17 protein-coding genes are annotated in these 18,494 nt (G+C 52.0%); 9 read left to right on the top strand and 8 right to left on the bottom strand.

What is annotated here, in order from left to right; all coding sequences use genetic code 11:
• Nucleotides 1-23: 23 nt before the first annotated feature.
• The 8 genes from A9165_RS06440 to A9165_RS06405 form a co-directional block, all read right to left on the bottom strand.
• Nucleotides 24-683, bottom strand: coding sequence for a CoA transferase subunit B (locus A9165_RS06440; RefSeq protein WP_057789013.1), 660 nt, complete (start codon nucleotides 681-683; stop codon nucleotides 24-26).
• Between the two features lie 10 nt (nucleotides 684-693).
• The gene (locus tag A9165_RS06435; protein WP_008608117.1) at nucleotides 694-1,395 is read right to left on the bottom strand and encodes a CoA transferase subunit A; all 702 of its coding nucleotides are present in this window, start codon (nucleotides 1,393-1,395) and stop codon (nucleotides 694-696) included.
• A gap of 703 nt (nucleotides 1,396-2,098) precedes the next feature.
• Complete coding sequence (locus A9165_RS06430) at nucleotides 2,099-3,010, bottom strand: hydroxymethylglutaryl-CoA lyase (RefSeq protein WP_065955314.1); 912 nt, start codon at nucleotides 3,008-3,010, stop codon at nucleotides 2,099-2,101.
• Entirely contained in the window at nucleotides 3,007-4,989 is a 1,983-nt protein-coding gene (locus A9165_RS06425) for an acetyl/propionyl/methylcrotonyl-CoA carboxylase subunit alpha (protein WP_065955313.1), read from the bottom strand. Before A9165_RS06425 ends, A9165_RS06430 begins: the two co-directional genes overlap by 4 nt.
• Nucleotides 4,990-5,070: 81 nt before the next feature.
• Nucleotides 5,071-5,862 carry an enoyl-CoA hydratase/isomerase family protein gene (locus A9165_RS06420; protein WP_008608124.1) on the bottom strand — a complete coding sequence of 264 codons (792 nt, stop codon included), beginning with the start codon at nucleotides 5,860-5,862 and terminating at the stop codon, nucleotides 5,071-5,073.
• A gap of 697 nt (nucleotides 5,863-6,559) precedes the next feature.
• Nucleotides 6,560-8,167, bottom strand: a complete 1,608-nt coding sequence (locus A9165_RS06415; RefSeq protein ID WP_065955312.1) for a carboxyl transferase domain-containing protein — start codon at nucleotides 8,165-8,167, stop codon at nucleotides 6,560-6,562.
• 1 nt (nucleotide 8,168) lies between these two features.
• Nucleotides 8,169-9,338 (bottom strand): isovaleryl-CoA dehydrogenase, encoded by a 1,170-nt coding sequence (locus A9165_RS06410; protein WP_065955311.1) that lies wholly within the window; start codon nucleotides 9,336-9,338, stop codon nucleotides 8,169-8,171.
• Nucleotide 9,339: 1 nt separating this feature from the next.
• On the bottom strand, nucleotides 9,340-9,753 hold the full coding sequence (locus A9165_RS06405) for a MerR family DNA-binding transcriptional regulator (protein ID WP_008983789.1): 414 nt from the start codon (nucleotides 9,751-9,753) through the stop codon (nucleotides 9,340-9,342).
• 262 nt (nucleotides 9,754-10,015) lie between these two features.
• On the opposite strand from A9165_RS06405, the gene A9165_RS06400 reads away from it, so the two are divergent.
• The 9 genes from A9165_RS06400 to A9165_RS06360 all read left to right on the top strand — a co-directional run bounded on the left by A9165_RS06400 (nucleotide 10,016) and on the right by A9165_RS06360 (nucleotide 18,469).
• Nucleotides 10,016-11,200 (top strand): acetyl-CoA C-acyltransferase, encoded by a 1,185-nt coding sequence (locus A9165_RS06400; protein WP_008983788.1) that lies wholly within the window; start codon nucleotides 10,016-10,018, stop codon nucleotides 11,198-11,200.
• 185 nt (nucleotides 11,201-11,385) lie between these two features.
• Nucleotides 11,386-12,882, top strand: a complete 1,497-nt coding sequence (locus A9165_RS06395) for a CoA-acylating methylmalonate-semialdehyde dehydrogenase (protein WP_065955310.1) — start codon at nucleotides 11,386-11,388, stop codon at nucleotides 12,880-12,882.
• Between the two features lie 134 nt (nucleotides 12,883-13,016).
• Entirely contained in the window at nucleotides 13,017-14,174 is a 1,158-nt protein-coding gene (locus tag A9165_RS06390) for an acyl-CoA dehydrogenase family protein (protein ID WP_065955309.1), read from the top strand.
• 126 nt (nucleotides 14,175-14,300) lie between these two features.
• Nucleotides 14,301-15,446, top strand: a complete 1,146-nt coding sequence (locus tag A9165_RS06385) for an enoyl-CoA hydratase/isomerase family protein (RefSeq protein WP_065955308.1) — start codon at nucleotides 14,301-14,303, stop codon at nucleotides 15,444-15,446.
• A 50-nt stretch (nucleotides 15,447-15,496) separates the two neighbouring features.
• A complete protein-coding gene (gene mmsB, locus A9165_RS06380; protein WP_065955307.1) occupies nucleotides 15,497-16,390 on the top strand; it encodes a 3-hydroxyisobutyrate dehydrogenase in 894 nt (297 codons plus the stop codon).
• 213 nt (nucleotides 16,391-16,603) lie between these two features.
• A complete protein-coding gene (locus A9165_RS06375) occupies nucleotides 16,604-17,362 on the top strand; it encodes an SDR family oxidoreductase (protein WP_065955306.1) in 759 nt (252 codons plus the stop codon).
• Between the two features lie 134 nt (nucleotides 17,363-17,496).
• Nucleotides 17,497-17,733: a hypothetical protein gene (locus tag A9165_RS06370; RefSeq protein WP_057788048.1), complete on the top strand. Its 237-nt coding sequence runs from the start codon at nucleotides 17,497-17,499 to the stop codon at nucleotides 17,731-17,733.
• Entirely contained in the window at nucleotides 17,726-18,025 is a 300-nt protein-coding gene (locus tag A9165_RS06365) for a type II toxin-antitoxin system RelE/ParE family toxin (RefSeq protein ID WP_065955305.1), read from the top strand. The genes A9165_RS06370 and A9165_RS06365 overlap by 8 nt, the downstream gene beginning before the upstream one ends.
• Nucleotides 18,026-18,043: 18 nt before the next feature.
• The gene (locus A9165_RS06360) at nucleotides 18,044-18,469 is read left to right on the top strand and encodes a nuclear transport factor 2 family protein (protein WP_065955304.1); all 426 of its coding nucleotides are present in this window, start codon (nucleotides 18,044-18,046) and stop codon (nucleotides 18,467-18,469) included.
• Nucleotides 18,470-18,494 lie beyond the last annotated feature (25 nt).

Below are 18,494 nucleotides of genomic sequence, written 5' to 3'. Positions count from 1 at the left end.
CCTTGTCTGATAGGCATTACGGCTTAGTTAAACTGCATTTCCGGAATATCGCCGTTAATCACCAGTTTACCGGCGGTTTTCTGCTGAATTTCCTCAACCGAAATGCCCGGTGCGCGTTCCAGTAGGTGGAAGGCGCCGTCTTTGACTTCCAGCACCGCCAGATCGGTCACGATCTTCTTAACACAGCCCACGCCGGTCAGTGGCAAGCTGCAGTTTTCCAGCAGTTTGCTGCTGCCGTATTTGTCGGCGTGGGTCATCGTCACAATAATATTCTGGGCGCCGGCTACTAAGTCCATGGCACCACCCATGCCCTTAACCAGTTTACCCGGAATCATCCAACTGGCGATATTGCCGTTTTGGTCTACTTCAAAAGCCCCCAGTACCGTCAGATCAACATGACCGCCGCGGATCATGGCAAAGCTTTCGGCTGAGCTGAAAATCGCCGCGCCTTTAATCGCAGTGACGGTTTCTTTACCGGCGTTAATCATATCGGCATCAATTTCGGCTTCGGTTGGGTAGGGGCCCATACCGAGTAAACCGTTTTCCGATTGCAGCATTACTTCAATACCGGCTGGTACATAGTTTGCGACCAGGGTCGGGATGCCGATGCCGAGGTTAACGTAGTAACCGTCTTTTAATTCCTGCGCCACCCGCATGGCGACTTGTTCACGTGATAAAGCCATTGTTGTCTCCTTAACCCTGACGAACCATACGGCGTTCGATGCGTTTCTCAAAGTTGCCTTTGATCACGCGCTGCACATAGATACCCGGCGTATGAATTTGTGAGGGTTCTAATTCACCCGGCTCAACAATTTCTTCGACTTCGGCCACGGTAATTTTACCGGCAGTCGCCGCCATCGGGTTAAAGTTCATCGAGGTATGACGGAATACCAGGTTGCCGTAACGGTCTGCTTTCCAGGCGCGTACTATGGCAAAATCACCGGTAATGGATTCTTCCAGAACATAGTGCCGGCCATTGATTTCGCGGGTTTCTTTGCCTTCAGCCACTGGTGTGCCGTAGCCGGTGGCTGTAAAGAATGCGGGTATTCCGGCGCCGCCGGCGCGCATCTTTTCTGCCAGCGTGCCTTGTGGGGTTAATTCCACTTCCAGCTCGCCGCTAAGCAGTTGTTTTTCAAACAGGGCGTTTTCGCCAACGTAGGAGGCAATCATTTTTTTAATTTGCCGATCTTCCAGCAGAATGCCTAAGCCAAAGCCGTCGACGCCGCAGTTGTTTGAAACCACTGTCAGATCTTTGGTGCCCATTTTTTTTATCTGGGCAATCAGGCCTTCCGGAATACCACATAAACCAAAGCCACCGGCAATAACGGTCATGCCGTCTGTCAGGCCGGCCATGGCGTCTTCGTAGCTATGTACGACTTTATTAAACCCTGCCATTTGTTGTCCTCTGTTTTTTTACTCTGCAGTTACTTATCGTCTTGCAGGCTCGACTACCGGGCATCCGGCGGTCAAGCACTCCGTACAACTTTCCTGGGGCACGCCGTAAATACATCCCTGGGGGGTTATAAACTTCATCCTGAAGTTTACCCTGCGGGCCAGCGCAAGCGCTGTTCAAATTCGTTCCCGACGAATTTGTCTCTTTGGCATCCATGCCAAAGACGTCCCCAGAAAAGTGTACTGCGCGCTTGCCACCTCGTTCACTTTTTGCGAGTCGTCATGACTCACCGATATTCGTTAAGCCCTTGGCTGCGTTAGAATTTTCGTAACAGCAGCATGGATGCTGCGGAGGCTGAAAGGGCACAGGGATGTGATCCTTGAAGCCGGTGGAGAAAATTACTACCCTGCTAAGGGCGTTGCACCAATCTCAAATCTGCGGTTACTTATCGCTAAACAAATGGCGAGTCCGTTGCATCCGGCAGTAAGCACACCGTACAACTTTGCCGGGACACGCTGTGAATACCTCCCTGTACGCTTGCATTTTTCATCCCTGAAAAATACAGTCCCTTACAAAGTGTACGGAATGCTTACTGCCTCGTCTTGTCTCTGTTTTGCTCTAAGACCTTTTCTGTCATGACATCACTGATTTTCGTTAATTCCATGACTGCGTTAGAATCTTCTTAACAGCCGCATGGGCGCGTTATCAACTAGTTTGACTGCACTTGGCTTGTAACGCCAATCCTACTTTAGAACTAGGCTGCTTCCCCAGCTCGCGGGTGATAAACCAGCCGGCCTGCGCCAGCAGGGTTAAATCTACGCCATGTGCAATGCCAAGACCATTGAGTAAATACACCACATCTTCGGTAGCGACATTGCCCGAAGCGCCGTCAGCATAAGGACAGCCGCCTAAACCGGCGACTGCGCTGTCAATGACGGCGATACCGCGACTGAGCGCCACATAAATATTAGTCAGTGCCTGGCCATAGGTATCGTGAAAATGCACCGCCAGTTGTTCTTTTGGTACTACTGCCAGCACCGCATCCAGCATAGCATTGACTTTAGCCGGGGTGCCGACACCTATGGTATCACCCAGTGAAATTTCGTAGCAGCCCATGTCCAGCAGGGCTTTGGCGACGAAAGCCACGTCAGCTGGTGCAACCTCACCCTGATAAGGGCAGCCGACCACGCAAGAGACATAACCGCGCACTTTGATACCATCAGTTTTCGCCGCTTCGAGTACCGGCGCAAAGCGCTGCAGGCTTTCAGCCACCGAGCAGTTGATATTCTTTTGGCTAAAGGCTTCCGAAGCCGCACCAAAGATCGCCACCTCTGTGGCGCCAGCGGCTTTGGCAGCTTCATAGCCTTGCAGATTTGGCGTGAGCGCGGCGTAAGTCACACCGTGATGGCGCTTTATCCCGGCAAAGACCTCAGCTGAATCGGCCATTTGCGGCACCCACTTGGGTGAGACAAAGGCGCCGGCTTCGATATACTGATGGCCGGCCGCGCTGAGCAGATCAATCAGTTGAATTTTTGCGCCGCGGCTAACGCTGCTTTCGTTTTGCAGGCCGTCACGCGGCCCGACTTCGACCAGCCGGACCTGTTTTGGAAAACTCATGCTTCCTCCGGGCTAAAGTCCACCAGTTGGGCGCCATCTTTTACCAGATCGCCGGCAGCATAGAATACGGCATTGACGGTACCGGCTTTAGGGGCCTTAATCGCATATTCCATCTTCATCGCTTCCATAATCACTAGTGTTTCACCGGCTTGCACCTGCTGCTCTGGCTGACACAGCACGGCAACGATAGTGCCGTTCATCGGCGCGGTCAGGCTGCCGGCGTTATCGGCGGCATCAGTAACCGTAGCGACTTCGGTCTGATAGACGATGTCGTAGCGCTGATGTTTGATAAAGACACTGATGGTGTCCTGATACTGGCTAACCCGCACTTTCATCCGGTGCCCGGCGAGGATGGCGCTGAGCTCATCGCCATTTAAACTGGCCTGACAATCCAGCGTCTGGCCGTTTAACGTCAGGCTATAGTGCTGTTGCTGCGCCGCTACGTTAATCAGCTGCTTGTCATCACCCAGCTTTAACTCCAGGTTTAAGCTTGGGGTTTCGTTTAGCCGCCAACCATGGCTGAATTGCCAGGGGCTGCTGGCCGTTTGACAGCTTGGAGCTTGTTGCTTACTGACAATATAAAGTGCGGCCAGCAATAATGCCTGGCTTTGCTGGTTATGCGCCGGCGCAAACAGACTGGCCTGATGCTTATTGATAAAATTGGTATCCAGCTCCGCTGCTTTAAAGGCCGGATGCTCGACCAAGCTGGTTAAAAAGCCAAGGTTGGTAGTAACACCAGCAATGCGGTAATCATCCAGCGCCCGCAGCATACGGCTGATGGCGCGGTCGCGGCTTTCATCCCAGACAATCAGCTTGGCGATCATCGGATCGTAGTAGGGCGTGACTTCGTCGTGCTCGACCACACCGGTGTCCACCCGTACATGCCGGCTTTGCTCTGGCTGGCGCAGGTAGGTGAGCTTACCGGTAGCAGGCAGGAAGTCGTTATCCGGATCTTCGGCATAGACCCGCACTTCAATAGCATGGCCATCCAGCTGAATTTGCTGTTGCGATAGTGGCAGTTTCTCCCCGGCAGCGACCAGCAATTGCCATTGCACTAAATCCTGACCGGTAATCATCTCGGTGACCGGGTGCTCAACCTGCAACCGGGTATTCATTTCCATAAAATAGAAGGAGCCGTCTTCGTCAAACAGGAATTCGACGGTACCTGCACCACGATAATCAATCGCCTGAGCTGCCTTTACTGCCGCTTCACCCATCGCCTGACGCTGTGCCGGGGTAAAATTCGGTGCCGGTGCTTCTTCAATCACTTTTTGATGCCGACGCTGAATCGAGCAGTCACGCTCGGCCAGATAGACCGCATTGCCGTGGTTGTCGGCAAAGACCTGGATTTCGACATGGCGTGGTTTGGTCAGGTAGCGCTCCAGCAACATCTTATCGTTGCCAAAACTGGCTTTGGCTTCGCGGCGGGCGCTGGCCAGTGCCGGTGCAAATTCATCGGCGTTCCAAACCACGCGCATACCTTTACCACCGCCACCATAGGCAGCTTTTAACAATTGCGGATAGCCAATTTTGGCAGACTCCGCAGCCAGGGTGGCATCACTTTGATCATCGCCATGATAGCCCGGCACTAGCGGCACGCCGGCGTGCTGCATAATTTTCTTGGCCGCGCTTTTTGAACCCATGGCTTCGATAGCTGGTACCGGTGGGCCAATAAAGACTACACCTGCTTCAGCGCAGGCGCGGGCAAAGTCTTCGTTCTCAGATAAAAAACCGTAGCCCGGGTGAATCGCCTCGGCGCCACTTTGTTTGGCAATAGCGAGGATTTTGTCTGCCCGCAGGTAAGAATCTTTACTGGCGGCAGGGCCAAGTAAAAAGGCTTCGTCGGCCAGACGCACATGGCGGGCGTTGGCATCGGCTTCTGAGTAAACTGCCACACAGCGAATACCCAGCTTGTGTGCGGTGTCGATCACCCGGCAAGCGATTTCGCCGCGGTTTGCTATCAGTATTTTACGGAACATACTTCCTTATCCTGCTGAGTTGGCCGGTATCATCTCCGGCTGGCGTTATTCGTGATAATGCTGTGCTTTACGTTTTTGCTGTTAATTCGTCAACCAGCCTGGCTTGCGCTTTTCTAAAAAGGCCGTTAAGCCTTCCTGGCCTTCTGCCGAAACCCGAATTGAGGCAATAGCTGCGGTGGTATCACCAATCAGTTCGGCATTAATCGGGCGCTGGTAGATATGCTGGATCAGCTGTTTGGCACTAGTCACTGCTGCAGGACTATTTTGCAGCAGGCTGTTGATCAGCGTTTCAGATTGAGATTCCAGTTCACCGGCAGCGACAACCTGATGCAATAAGCCCAGAGTTAAGGCGCTGTCTGAACTAAAGCGCTCGGCAGTTAAAAAGTAACGCCGGCACTGGCGCTCACCCAGCGCCCGCATGACATAGGGGCTGATTACCGCCGGGATCAGGCCGATTTTTACTTCGCTCAGGCAAAAACTGGCGCCTTGTTCGGCCAATGCCATATCACAGCATGCGACTAAACCCACAGCGCCACCAAAGGCGGCGCCCTGTACCAGCGCGATGGTAGGTTTAGGAAATTTATCCAGCTTATGCATCAGTGCGGCCAGTTCGTTGGCATCGTCCAGATTTTGCTGGTAGTTTTTTTGCGCCATTGAGCGCATCCAGTTGAGATCAGCACCGGCCGAGAAGTTTTTACCGCGGGCGCTTAGCGTTAATACTTTGACCTTATCGTCGGCAGCCAACTGGTCCAGTACCCTGATCAATTCTGCGATCATCTGGTCGTCGAAGGCGTTGTGGACTTCCGGGCGATTTAGGATCAGGTTAGCGACACCGCGGGAGTCAATGCTGATTTCGGTATAATGTTGGCTCATAATGATGTCGCTCCGTTATTCTTGCTGTGTTCTGAACTGGAATCTGCGGCCCCCGGTTCAGTGCATCCGATGACGAGCACACCGTACAACTTTGCCGGGACACGCTGTGAATACGTCCCTGTACGCTTGCATTTTTCATCCCTGAAAAATACAGTCCCTTGCAAAGTGCACGGAATGCTCATCATCTCGTTCGCAATCGCTTGTTAGTTAAGCCCTTGGCTGCGGTAGAATTTTCGTAACAGCAGCATGGATGCTGCGGAGGCTGAAAGGGCACAGGGATGTGATCCTTGAAGCCGGTGGAGAAAATTACTACCCAGTTAAGGGCGTTGCACCGATCTAAAATCTGTAAGTCAAAATCCGGTGCATCCGGCGGCTAAACACGCCGTACAACTTTGTCGGGGCACGCTGTAAATACCTCCCTGTACGCTCTTGTTTGGCATCCATGCCAAACAGGTCCCCGAGCAAAGTGTACTCTGCGTTTACCGCCTCGTTTACTTTTTGCGAGTCGTCATGACTCACTGATATTCGTTAAGCCCTTGGCTGCGGTAGAATTTTCGTAACAGCAGCATGGATGCTGCGGAGGCTGAAAGGGCACAGGGACGTGATCCTTGAAGCCGGTGGAGAAAATTACTACCCAGTTAAGGGCGTTGCACCGATCTAAACTCTGCTATTTTCAAACACTCACAAGGTGTTTTATTTACATCCTGAACACGCCAAAGCGGCTCTCTTCAATCGGTGCATTTAACGCTGCAGCAAGCGCCAGTCCTACCGTCATGCGGGTTTGCGCCGGATCGATAATGCCATCATCCCACAGCCGCGCACTGGCATAATAAGGATGCCCCTGCTGCTCATACTGCTCAATAATCGGCTTTTTCAGCGCAGCTTCGGCTTCCGTTGATAAGGTTTCACCCTTACGTGCCAAACCGTCTTTCGTTACCTGCGCCATGACACCGGCAGCTTGCTCGCCGCCCATTACTGAAATGCGCGCGTTGGGCCACATCCACATCATGGTTGGATCATAAGCGCGGCCGCACATGCCGTAGTTACCGGCGCCGTAGCTGCCGCCAATCAGTACGGTAAATTTCGGTACTTTGGCACAGCTTACTGCCATCACCATCTTGGCGCCGTGCTTGGCAATACCCTCGGCTTCATACTTTTTGCCGACCATAAAGCCGGTGATATTTTGCAGGAACAACAGCGGGATCTTGCGCTGGGCACAGAGCTCGATAAAGTGCGCGCCTTTTTGCGCTGATTCTGAGAATAAAATCCCATTATTGGCGACAATGCCTACCGGATAGCCGAAGATGCGCGCAAAGCCACAGACCAGGGTCGCGCCATAGTATTGCTTAAACTCATCAAATTCTGAGCCATCGACAATCCGCGCTATCACTTCTTTCACATCAAACGGCTTACGCAAGTCGGTACCGACAATGCCGTACAGCTCTTTGGCATCGTACAGCGGTTCTGCTACCGGTTTCACGTCCAGCTGCGCTGGCGCAGGGCGGTTTAAGCGTGATACCGCATTGCGTGCCAGTTGCAGCGCGTGTTCGTCGTTTAGTGCGTAATGATCGGCGACGCCGGAAATTTTACAGTGCACATCGGCACCGCCCAGCTCTTCGGCGGAGACCTCTTCGCCCGTCGCTGCTTTAACCAGCGGTGGACCGGCCAGAAAGATGGTGCCTTGTTCTTTAACGATAATGCTTTCATCAGCCATTGCCGGCACGTAGGCGCCGCCGGCGGTACAAAGGCCCATTACCACTGCAATTTGCGGGATGCCTTTGGCAGACATATTCGCCTGATTAAAGAAGATGCGGCCAAAGTGCAGCTTGTCCGGGAAGACTTCATCCTGCCGTGGCAGGTTGGCACCGCCGGAGTCAACCAGATAAATACAGGGCAGGTGACAACGCTCAGCAATTTCCTGGGCCCGCAGATGTTTTTTTACCGTCAGCGGATAATAGGTACCGCCTTTGACGGTGGCGTCATTGGCGACAATCATGCATTCGACGCCGCTGACACGGCCGATACCAGCGACGACACCGGCGGCAGGGACATAGTCGTCGTAGCATTCCCAGCCGGCAAACTGGCCGATTTCCAGGAAAGGTGAGCCCGGATCCAGCAGCTTTTGCACGCGGTCGCGGGCAAAGAGTTTGCCGCGCGCCACATGGCGGGCGATCAGGCTCTCGCCACCGCCCAGTTTAATTTGCCGGACTTTGCTTTGCAGATCATCGACCACCGCCTGCATCGCTGCGGCGTTTTTCTGAAACTCGTCGCTGCGCGGATTAATTTTACTGGTGATTTTTGCCATCTTAGTTCGACTCAGTAAACAGCTCACGGCCGATCAGCATGCGGCGTATTTCCGAGGTGCCGGCACCGATCTCGTATAACTTGGCATCCCGTAGCAAGCGGCCTGTCGGATATTCATTAATATAGCCATTACCGCCTAATAACTGGATGGCATCCAGCGCCATCTGCGTTGCCAATTCAGCCGCATACAGAATTACACCAGCGGCATCTTTACGGGTGGTTTCGCCACGGTCACAGGCTTTAGCAACCATATAAACGTAAGAGCGGGCGGCATTCATTTTGGTGTACATATCGGCAACCTTGCCCTGTACCAGCTGGAATTCACCAATCGCCTGGCCAAACTGTTTCCGATCATGGATATACGGCACGACCACATCCATACAGGCTTGCATAATGCCCAGTGGGCCTGCTGACAGTACCACGCGCTCGTAGTCCAGACCGCTCATCAGTACCTGCACGCCGCGGCCAACCTGACCCAGTACGTTTTCTTCCGGGACTTCGCAATCTTCAAATACCAGCTCACAGGTGTTGGAACCACGCATCCCCAGTTTGTCGAGCTTTTGCGCCTGCGAGAAACCTTTAAAGCCCCGTTCAACGATAAAGGCGGTGATGCCTTTGCTACCGGCGTTAACGTCAGTTTTGGCGTAAATAACATAGGTATGGGCATCCGGACCATTGGTGATCCACATCTTGTTGCCATTCAGAATATATTTATCGCCTTTTTTCTCGGCGCGCAGTTTCATGCTGACAACATCAGAGCCGGCATTCGGCTCACTCATCGCTAAGGCACCAATATGCTCACCAGAGCAGAGTTTCGGCAGGTATTTTTGTTTTTGTGCTTCAGTGCCGTTACGGAAGATCTGGTTTACGCACAGGTTGGAGTGCGCGCCGTAGGACAGTGCTACTGAGGCTGAGGCGCGGCTGATTTCTTCCATCGCAATCACGTGCTCTAAATAGCCCAGGCCTGAACCGCCGTATTGCTCATCGACGGTAATGCCCAATAAGCCTAAATCGCCGAATTTACGCCATAAGTCATTGGGGAACGCATTGTCATGGTCAATTTGTGCCGCACGCGGGGCAATTTCTTCGCGGGCAAAGCTGTTTACCTGCTCGCGGATCATATCTACAGTTTCGCCCAGGTCGAAATTCAGGCCTTTATATGTACTAATCATCTTATTCCCCGTTTGCGTTCTTTTGCTGTTTGGCTTCGGCCAGTGTTTCGCGGCAACGTTTTTCTACCGTCACCAGCTCCATCAGCACCACCTTGATATCGTCCAGCTGCTGCTGCAGCTCGGACTTTTTATGTTCAATTAACTTCAGCATGGTATTGAGCTGGGTCACGCTGCTCTTATCGGCATCGTACAGCTCAAATAACTGGCCGGTTTCGGACAGACTAAAGCCCAGACGTTTACCGCGCAGGATCAGTTTCAGCCGCACCCGATCGCGTTTGCTGTAAATGCGGGTTTGGCCGGCGCGGGTTGGCGATAACAGCCCCTGGTCCTCATAAAAGCGGATACTGCGGGTGGTGATATCAAACTCTTTTGCCAGTTCACTGATACTGTAGGTTTTTTCGTCTTTTTCTTTCATTGCAGGCCTTCCCGAAAAGTGCAGGCAACTATAAGTGAAGTTTACGTAAAGGTAAAGCTGTGGGCGCGCGAATTAAGGCCTGCAGACGGGCGAAACGGTAAAAATGTAAAGATAAGATGCCAAATAGCCGGCACTTTTCGGGACGAAAATCGCCGCTGCGTTTTCCGGCTACAACCATAGTGTTATGATGTTGACGTTGGCGTAAACGTAAATTTGGTGTAGGCTCTGTGCCAGAAAAAATGCCGTAACGGGAGAGAACCGCATGACTCAGCAGAATAGTATTGTGATTGTTGCCGCTAAGCGCACCGCCATGGGTGGCTTTATGGGCGGTCTGGCCGAGGTGGATGCAACCGTATTAGGTGCCACGGCAATTAAAGGTGCTTTAGCAGATGCCGGCATCGCGGCTGAGCAAGTTAGCGAAGTCATTATGGGTAACGTGCTGCCAGCCGGTTTAGGCCAGGCGCCAGCCCGTCAGGCAACCTTAAAAGCCGGGCTGCCACTGAGTGCCGGCGCCACTACTATTAATAAGGTATGCGGCTCCGGCTTAAAAGCGGTGATGTTGGCTGCTGACTTACTCAATGCCGGCAGTGCTGATGTTGTGGTTGCCGGTGGTATGGAGTCAATGAGCAATGCCCCGTATTTACTGGATAAAGCACGCAGCGGCTACCGCATGGGCCACGGCCAGATTAAAGATCATATGATGCTGGATGGGCTGGAAAATGCCTATGACGGCAAAGCCATGGGCTGTTTTGCCCAGGACACGGCGAACGAGAAAGGCATTAGCCGTGAGCAGATGGATGCCTATGCGGTGGAATCATTACGCCGTGCGCAGCACGCGATTAGCAGCGGTGCTTTCGCCGCTGAAATTACCCCGGTGGTGTTCCAAACCCGCAAAGGTGAAGTTAGCTTTAGTGTCGACGAACAGCCGGGTAATGCCAAACCAGAAAAGATCCCTTCGTTAAAACCGGCTTTTGCCAAAGACGGTACCATCACTGCCGCCAACTCCAGCTCGATTTCAGATGGTGCAGCGGCGCTGGTGTTGATGCGTGAAGCCGATGCCAAAGCGCAAGGCTTGAAGCCACTGGCGCGGGTCGTTGCTCATGCTACGCACTCGATGGAGCCGGCGCTGTTTACGGTAGCACCGGTCGGTGCCATGCAAAAAGTATTGGCCAAAGCCGGCTGGCAAAAACAGCAGGTTGATCTGTGGGAAATTAATGAAGCCTTTGCCATGGTGACCATGCTGGCGATTAATGAGCTGGGCTTAGAGCACAGCAAGGTTAATGTCAATGGTGGCGCCTGTGCCCTTGGCCATCCGATTGGTGCCTCTGGTGCCCGGGTATTAGTGACCTTAATCCACGCCCTGAAACAGCGCGGTTTAAAAACCGGTGTTGCTTCACTGTGTATTGGTGGTGGTGAGGCCGTTGCCCTGGCTGTGGAAGCGCTGTAAGTCAAATTAGCTGTACCACTATAACAAAAAGCGGTTGGGGAGAAGCGCCGCAAATTGCCTGAATAATAATAGGTCAAAAGATCAGCCAGGCACGCTTAACAGGGTAGGAACCGGCCAACAACACAAACAATAAAGCGCCGGCCGCCCGTTTACTAATAGCAGTTAAAAATCAAAGAGATACTAAAATGACACAACAGGTTAAGCTTTTTATTGATGGTGAATTTGTGCACTCGAACAGTGACAAATTGATCCCGGTAACCAATCCGGCCACCCAGGAAGTGATTGCACAGGTACCTTGTGCCACTGCCACCGAGATGCAGCAGGCGATTGACTCTGCCAAAGCCGCCTTTAAAACCTGGAAAGAAGTGCCAGTGTCTGAGCGCGCCCGTTTAATGATGCGCTACGCCCAGTTGTTAAAAGATCACCAGGGCGAAATCGCTGCCATTATCTGTGAAGAGCTGGGTAAAACCGTTGAAGATGCCAAGGGCGATGTCTGGCGCGGTATTGAAGTGGTGGAGCAGGCAGCGAATATTCCGTCGCTGATGATGGGTGAAACGGTGGAGAACGTCGCCCGCAGCATTGATACCTACAGCTATATTCAGCCATTAGGTGTCTGTGCCGGTATAACGCCGTTTAACTTCCCGGCGATGATCCCATTGTGGATGTTCCCGATGGCGATTGCCTGCGGTAATACCTTTATTTTAAAACCGTCTGAACAGGATCCGATGACAGTAAACAAGCTGGCGGAGCTGTTTGTCAAAGCCGGTGCACCCAAGGGCGTATTACAAGTTGTGCACGGTGCCAAAGAGCAGGTCGATACCATTTTGCATCACCCTGATATTAAAGCGATTTCATTTGTCGGTTCGGTTAATGTCGGCCAGTATATTTACAAAACCGGCACTGACAATTTAAAGCGCGTACAAGCCTTTGCCGGTGCGAAAAACCATATGGTGATTATGCCGGATGCGAATAAGCAGCAGGTGATTAATGCGCTGGTGGGAGCCTCTGTCGGCGCGGCCGGTCAGCGTTGTATGGCAATCTCTGTGGCGGTGTTTGTGGGTAGTGCAGCTGAGTGGATCCCGGAAGTAGCTGCAGCCATTGGTAAGGTTGGTCCAGGTCATTACAGCAATGACAAAGCAGCCTATGGCCCGCAAATCAGCCCGCAAGCAAAAGCCCGTATTCTGTCGTTAATTGCCCAGGGTAAAAAAGAAGGTGCAACCTGCCTGTTGGATGGCTCTGACTGTCAGGTTGACGGTTACCCGAACGGTAACTGGGTTGGCCCAACGGTGTTTAGTAATGTCACCACCGAGATGGAAATCTACAAACAAGAGATCTTCGGCCCGGTATTAACCACTATGACAGTAGCTAACCTGGATCAGGCTATTGAGCTGGTAAATAGTAGCCCGTACGGTAACGGTACCTCGATCTTCACCGCCAGTGGTGCTGCTGCCCGTAAGTATCAGCATAATATTGAAGTGGGTCAGGTCGGTATCAATGTGCCGATCCCGGTGCCGCTGCCGTTCTTCTCGTTCACCGGTTGGAAAGGCTCTTTCTACGGTGATCAGCATGCCTACGGTAAGCAAGCGGTGCGGTTCTACACCGAAACCAAAACCATTACAGCGCGTTGGTTCGATGACGATATTCAGGTCAGTGGCCCGAATATGTCAATTAACCTGCGTTAACCGGTGACAGGAGCAGGCGTGGCGGCGTCTAAAGTAAAGACAAACTAAAAAAAATTTGCAGCTTTAGCGTCGCCCGTTTTGCCTTTTACTGTGCACTTTTACTGTAATTAATCTGGTAGTACAGGACAGTAACGATGAATTTCAATCTGACTGAAGATCAACAGGCCTTTGTTGAGGTCGCCCGCCAGTTCGCTGAGCAAGAGTTAGCGCCGCATGCTGCGACCTGGGATCGCGAACACCATTTTCCGAAAGACGTGCTGCATAAAGCCGGTGAGCTTGGCTTCTGCTCGCTGTATACGCCGGAAGAGTTTGGCGGTATGGGCTTATCCCGGCTGGATTCCTCCATTATTTTTGAACAGCTGGCAATGGGCTGTACCGCGACGACTGCGATGCTGACGATTCACAATATGGCCACCTGGATGATTGCCAGCTTCGGCACTGAGGCGGTTAAAGAGACCTGGTTACCCAAGCTGGTTACCGGTGAGCAATTAGCGTCCTATTGTTTAACCGAACCGGGTTCAGGCTCAGATGCCGCCAGTTTACGCACCAGTGCCCGCAAAGACGGTGAGCACTATGTATTAAACGGCTCAAAAATGTTTATCTCTGGCGCCGGTTCAACTGAAGTATTAGTCGTGATGGCACGGACCGGTGAAGCCGGCCCGAAAGGGATTTCTGCCTTTGTGGTACCTGCTGATGCGAAGGGCGTAATCTACGGCAAAGCCGAAGAAAAAATGGGCTGGAATGCGCAGCCGACCCGACTGGTGACCTTTGAAGACGTGCGTATTCATCAGTCTGCGCTGTTGGGTAGTGAAGGGCAGGGCTTTAGCTTTGCAATGAAAGGTTTAGACGGTGGCCGGATTAATATTGCTACCTGTTCTATTGGTACGGCGCAGCAAGCCCTGAATACCGCCCGTAACTATATGCTGGAGCGGCAGCAATTTGGTAAGCCGCTGGCGGCGTTCCAGGCACTGCAGTTTAAACTGGCTGATATGGCGACCGAGCTGGTCGCCGCCCGTCAGTTAGTGCGCTTAGCTGCCTTTAAACTGGATACTCAGGATCCGGAAGCAACCGCCTATTGTGCGATGGCCAAGCGTTTTGCCACTGACGTTGGTTTTAGTGTCTGTGATCAGGCGCTGCAGCTGCATGGCGGCTATGGCTATATTAAAGAGTATCCGCTGGAGCGGCACTTCCGTGATGTACGGGTACACCAGATCCTGGAAGGTACCAACGAAATCATGCGGCTGATTATTGGTCGTCGTCTGCTGGACGAAGCTGCCGGCGCTATCCTGTAATACAGCCAGGTTAAACTCGGGTAGGTTGTTTCCCGGCTTGCCCGTGGCCGTCACCGCTTAGCCAGATGCTATGCGGTGACGGCAAGCGCTGCGCCTTACGCCTGCAGCCAAACAGAAGGACTCATCATGCTTGAACACTCTGTTGCTCCGGTGCTCTATCAGGAGCTGACCGCAGTTAATGGCAAAAAAATTGCCGTCGCTACCCTTAATTCTGAAAAATCCTTAAACGCGCTAAGCTTGCCGATGGTGGAGTCATTACTGCCACAAATGCTGCAATGGAAAGCCGATCCGCAAGTTGCGCTGGTAGTATTACAAGGCGCTGGCGATAAAGCCTTTTGTGCCGGCGGTGATATCCGCGATCTGTACCAGGCGATGAAAGATCAACCTGGTACTTATCAGCCCTATGTCGAAGATTTTTTTACCAAAGAATACCGGCTGGATTATTTAATTCATACTTTTGACAAACCGGTACTGGTTTGGGGCAACGGTATTGTGATGGGCGGCGGGCTGGGTTTAATGGCCGGAGCCTCGCATCGCGTAGTCACGGCGAGCAGCCGGATTGCCATGCCGGAGATGGCCATAGGCCTGTATCCGGATGTTGGTGCCAGCTGGTTTTTAAATCGTATGCCAGCGGGCTGCGGCCTGTTTTTAGGTTTAACCGGCGCCTCAATTAATGCTGCTGATGCGCGCTTTATTGGTTTGGCTGATGTCTTTATCTGCCATGAGCAAAAAGCCGAGCTGCTGGATAAACTGTTGACGGTTAATTGGGGCAATACGGTGGCGCTTAATCATCAGAAGCTCTCTGATGTACTGCGTGCGCAGGAAGAAGGCTGTCGTACCCAGATGCCACTTAGTCAAATCCGGCTGCATCAGGATGCGATCAGCCGCTTACCCGGGCAAGCGGATCTGGCTGGCGTAATGGCAGCAATAGACGCTATGCAGGGTGAGGATAAATGGCTGCTAAAAGCCAAGGACTCACTGCGCTACGGTAGCCCAATCACGGCACATGTTGTGTATCGCTTATTGCAACTGGGGCAAAGTTTAATTCTGGCCGACAGTTTCCGGCTGGAGCTTGGCTTAAGTGTGCAATGCGCCAAACTGGGCGAGTTTCAGGAAGGGGTGCGGGCGCTGCTGATTGATAAAGATTTACAACCCAAGTGGCAGTATCCGGATGTGAGCACGGTGCCGCAGGCGGTGATCGATGAGTTATTTCGCTCCCCCTGGAGCGCCGGGCAACATCCGCTGCAGGATTTAGGCAAGCTAGAAAACTAATTTATGGCGCTGGCCGCAAGGCGGTCAAACCTGATAACAAGGACAAGACAATGGCAAAAGTAGCTTTTATTGGTTTAGGTAATATGGGCGGCCCGATGGCGGTCAATCTGGTTAAAGCCGGTCATCAGGTAGCGGCTTTTGATTTATCAGCCAATGCGTTGGCGCAGGTAAAAGCCGAAGGGGCAGCGGTAGCTAGCTCGGCAGCCGATGCCGTTGCCGGCGCTGACTTTGTGATTTCGATGCTGCCTGCGGCGAAACATGTGCTGAGCTTGTATCTGGGTGAGCAGGGCATTGCCACCCACATTGATAAGAAAGCGCTGGTAATTGATTGCTCGACTATCGATGCGGATAGCGCCCGTAAACTTGGTGCTGCTTTGGCAGAGCAAGATCTGGCCTTTATTGATGCGCCGGTTTCCGGTGGTGTCGGCGGCGCTAAAGCCGGTACCTTAACTTTTATTGTCGGCGGCAGTGACGCAGATTTTGAGCGGGCGAAAACCGTACTAAGCAATATGGGGAAAAACCTGTTTCATGCCGGCGCGGTTGGCGCCGGGCAGGTCGCAAAAATTTGCAACAATATGCTGCTCAGTATCCTGATGGTCGGTACCTCAGAAGCGCTACAAATGGGGATTGATAACGGTCTGGATCCGAAGGTTTTGTCGGAGATTATGCTAAAAAGCTCGGGCCGTAACTGGACCCTGGAATTATATAACCCTTGCCCGGATGTGCTGCCAAATGTGCCGTCATCTAATGGCTATCAGGGCGGCTTTATGGTCGACCTGATGGTCAAAGACTTAGGTCTGGCGCTGGAAGCTTCGCTGCAAAGTGGCAGCAGTACGCCGCTGGGGGCGTTGGCGCGTAGCTTGTATGTGGCGCATCAGCGGGCCGGTAATGGTAAGCTGGATTTTTCCAGTATCTTCACCTCATTTAAGAAAATGGATGCTTAATTCGGTTCATTCTGAGAGAGCGGCTAACACTGCGTACATTTTTTGTCGGACACGCCGTGAACCCATCCATGGGGGCTCCTCTTTCGCATCCATGCGAAAGACGTTCCGCCAAAAAAGTACATCCGCGTTAGCCGCGTTAAGCGTCTGGCAAAGTCGCACTTAAAAAGCATATACGGCGTCGAAACAGATATTAAACAGGCAACGGATAATATTATGATTTTAAAAGATAAAACAATAGTAATTACCGGTGGCGCTCAGGGCTTAGGTCTGGAAATGGCGCTGATGTGTGCTGCAGAGGGTGCCAAACTGGCGCTACTGGATATGAACCCGGAGCAGCTAGCAGCGGCGAAGGCGGAGCTGTCAGCGCAAACCCAGGTGGCAGTCTACGTTGCTAACGTGGCGGATGAGGCGCAGGTCGAAGCCACTTTTGCCCAAATCGATGTCGATTTTAACGGCATTGATGGCCTTATTAACAACGCCGGTATTTTACGCGATGGCTTGCTGCTGAAAGTTAAAGACGGTGAACTGGCTGCCAAGATGCCATTACAACAGTTCCAATCAGTCATTGATGTTAACCTGACCGGTGTATTCCTGTGTGGCCGTGAAGCCGCTGCGCTAATGGTTAAACACGGTCGTAAGGGCGTCATTATCAATATGTCGAGCGTGGCCCGTGCCGGTAATATGGGGCAAACGAACTATGCTGCCTCTAAAGCCGGGGTAGTGGCGATGACTGTCACCTGGGCACGTGAACTGGGCCGTTACGGCATCCGCGTGGGCGCTATTGCGCCTGGCGTGATCCGCACCGCCATGACCGATGCCATGAAGCCTGAAGCGCGCGAGCGCCTGGAAAAAATGAAACCGGTTGGCCGTTTAGGTGAAGCTGCAGAGATTGCGCATACAGCTAAGTATATCTTTGAAAACGATTTCTTTACCGGCCGGGTGGTAGAAATTGACGGTGGTATCAGTTTCTAAACCGTTGTTTTCTCTTTGCTAAAGAAAAGGCGCTGCGGCGCCTTTTTTAATTGCATTATTGAGTTGCAGTATTTATATTGAGATTTAACATTTTGTGGTGCAATAACGCATCACTTTTGCACCAGAGGCGCGCAATGACGAGACAGAGTGTAACACTTAGCCAAGCGAACGAGCAGTGGCTACAAGAAAAGGTGCAGAATGCTCATGAATACAACAGTAAAAGTGAGCTGATCAACGAGTTAATCCGCAACGCGAGGCGAGCTGATGCCATCAATCAAAAACTCGCGGCAGCAGAAGCGGCCGGCTTTACTGATAAAAGTGCGGAGCAAATACTTGCAGAGTTTAAAAAAAAGCTGCTGATTAATGACTGAGTTTTATCAATATCGCTTATCAGAATTAGCAGTAGCTGATTTAGAGCGGATCTATGCTTACGGGATTTGCAACTATGATGTTTCGCAAGCGGATCTTTATTATTATGAATTTTTTCAGATGTTTCAGAAAATAGCAGAAAATCCTTTTTTATTTCAAACGATTGATCACATAAGACCAGGATATAGACGCTGTCTTTGTGGTCGTGACCATATTTATTTTCGCATTAATGGGCAAATAATTGAAATTATGGCAATAATAGGTTCTCAATCATTAGAGTTATGGCTACCTTAACCGGCGTACGGAGTTTATATGCGAGCTATCTTTATAATCTTGTTATTATTAATGTCTTCTACTGCTTATGCTGATGATAGGGCCGAGCTGACTGCGTTACTGGCCGAATTTCTGGATGGCGCGACCCGTAATGACCCTGCGGTACACGATAAGTATTGGGCGGAAGAACTCATTTATACCAGTTCGGCTGGGCGGCGCTTCGGCAAAGCCGAGTTAATGCAAGGGGTTAATAGTCGTGGTGAGTTGCCAGCGGCTGAGATTAGCATGCGTTATAGCAGTGAAGATCTGCAGATCCTGCAATATGGTGATACCGCAGTAGTGGCTTTTACTCTGGTTGGTACTTCTGCGCAGGAAACCTTGCGGTTTTTAAATAGCGGCACCTTCGTCAAACGTAATGGTAAATGGCAGGCAGTAAACTGGCAGGCGACGCGAAAGCTTGATTGATTTATGTACAAAGTTTTCTTTTGCG

Source organism: Alishewanella sp. HH-ZS, assembly GCF_001704375.1.
Lineage (GTDB): Bacteria > Pseudomonadota > Gammaproteobacteria > Enterobacterales > Alteromonadaceae > Alishewanella > Alishewanella aestuarii.
Note: the sequence above shows the minus strand (reverse complement) of the source record. Positions and strands in the feature narration are given on the sequence as shown.

Bases quoted from the DNA above. Each gene is read 5' to 3' on its own strand.
- A9165_RS06365 (WP_065955305.1), top strand. From the start codon at position 17,726: ATGACTGAGTTTTATCAATATCGCTTATCAGAATTAGCAGTAGCTGAT.
- A9165_RS06390 (WP_065955309.1), top strand. From the start codon at position 13,017: ATGAATTTCAATCTGACTGAAGATCAACAGGCCTTTGTTGAGGTCGCC.
- A9165_RS06395 (WP_065955310.1), top strand. From the start codon at position 11,386: ATGACACAACAGGTTAAGCTTTTTATTGATGGTGAATTTGTGCACTCG.
- A9165_RS06415 (WP_065955312.1), bottom strand. From the start codon at position 8,167: ATGGCAAAAATCACCAGTAAAATTAATCCGCGCAGCGACGAGTTTCAG.
- A9165_RS06420 (WP_008608124.1), bottom strand. From the start codon at position 5,862: ATGAGCCAACATTATACCGAAATCAGCATTGACTCCCGCGGTGTCGCT.
- A9165_RS06385 (WP_065955308.1), top strand. From the start codon at position 14,301: ATGCTTGAACACTCTGTTGCTCCGGTGCTCTATCAGGAGCTGACCGCA.
- A9165_RS06370 (WP_057788048.1), top strand. From the start codon at position 17,497: ATGACGAGACAGAGTGTAACACTTAGCCAAGCGAACGAGCAGTGGCTA.
- A9165_RS06360 (WP_065955304.1), top strand. From the start codon at position 18,044: ATGCGAGCTATCTTTATAATCTTGTTATTATTAATGTCTTCTACTGCT.
- A9165_RS06405 (WP_008983789.1), bottom strand. From the start codon at position 9,753: ATGAAAGAAAAAGACGAAAAAACCTACAGTATCAGTGAACTGGCAAAA.
- A9165_RS06410 (WP_065955311.1), bottom strand. From the start codon at position 9,338: ATGATTAGTACATATAAAGGCCTGAATTTCGACCTGGGCGAAACTGTA.
- A9165_RS06425 (WP_065955313.1), bottom strand. From the start codon at position 4,989: ATGTTCCGTAAAATACTGATAGCAAACCGCGGCGAAATCGCTTGCCGG.
- A9165_RS06400 (WP_008983788.1), top strand. From the start codon at position 10,016: ATGACTCAGCAGAATAGTATTGTGATTGTTGCCGCTAAGCGCACCGCC.
- A9165_RS06430 (WP_065955314.1), bottom strand. From the start codon at position 3,010: ATGAGTTTTCCAAAACAGGTCCGGCTGGTCGAAGTCGGGCCGCGTGAC.
- A9165_RS06375 (WP_065955306.1), top strand. From the start codon at position 16,604: ATGATTTTAAAAGATAAAACAATAGTAATTACCGGTGGCGCTCAGGGC.
- A9165_RS06435 (WP_008608117.1), bottom strand. From the start codon at position 1,395: ATGGCAGGGTTTAATAAAGTCGTACATAGCTACGAAGACGCCATGGCC.
- A9165_RS06440 (WP_057789013.1), bottom strand. From the start codon at position 683: ATGGCTTTATCACGTGAACAAGTCGCCATGCGGGTGGCGCAGGAATTA.
- mmsB (WP_065955307.1), top strand. From the start codon at position 15,497: ATGGCAAAAGTAGCTTTTATTGGTTTAGGTAATATGGGCGGCCCGATG.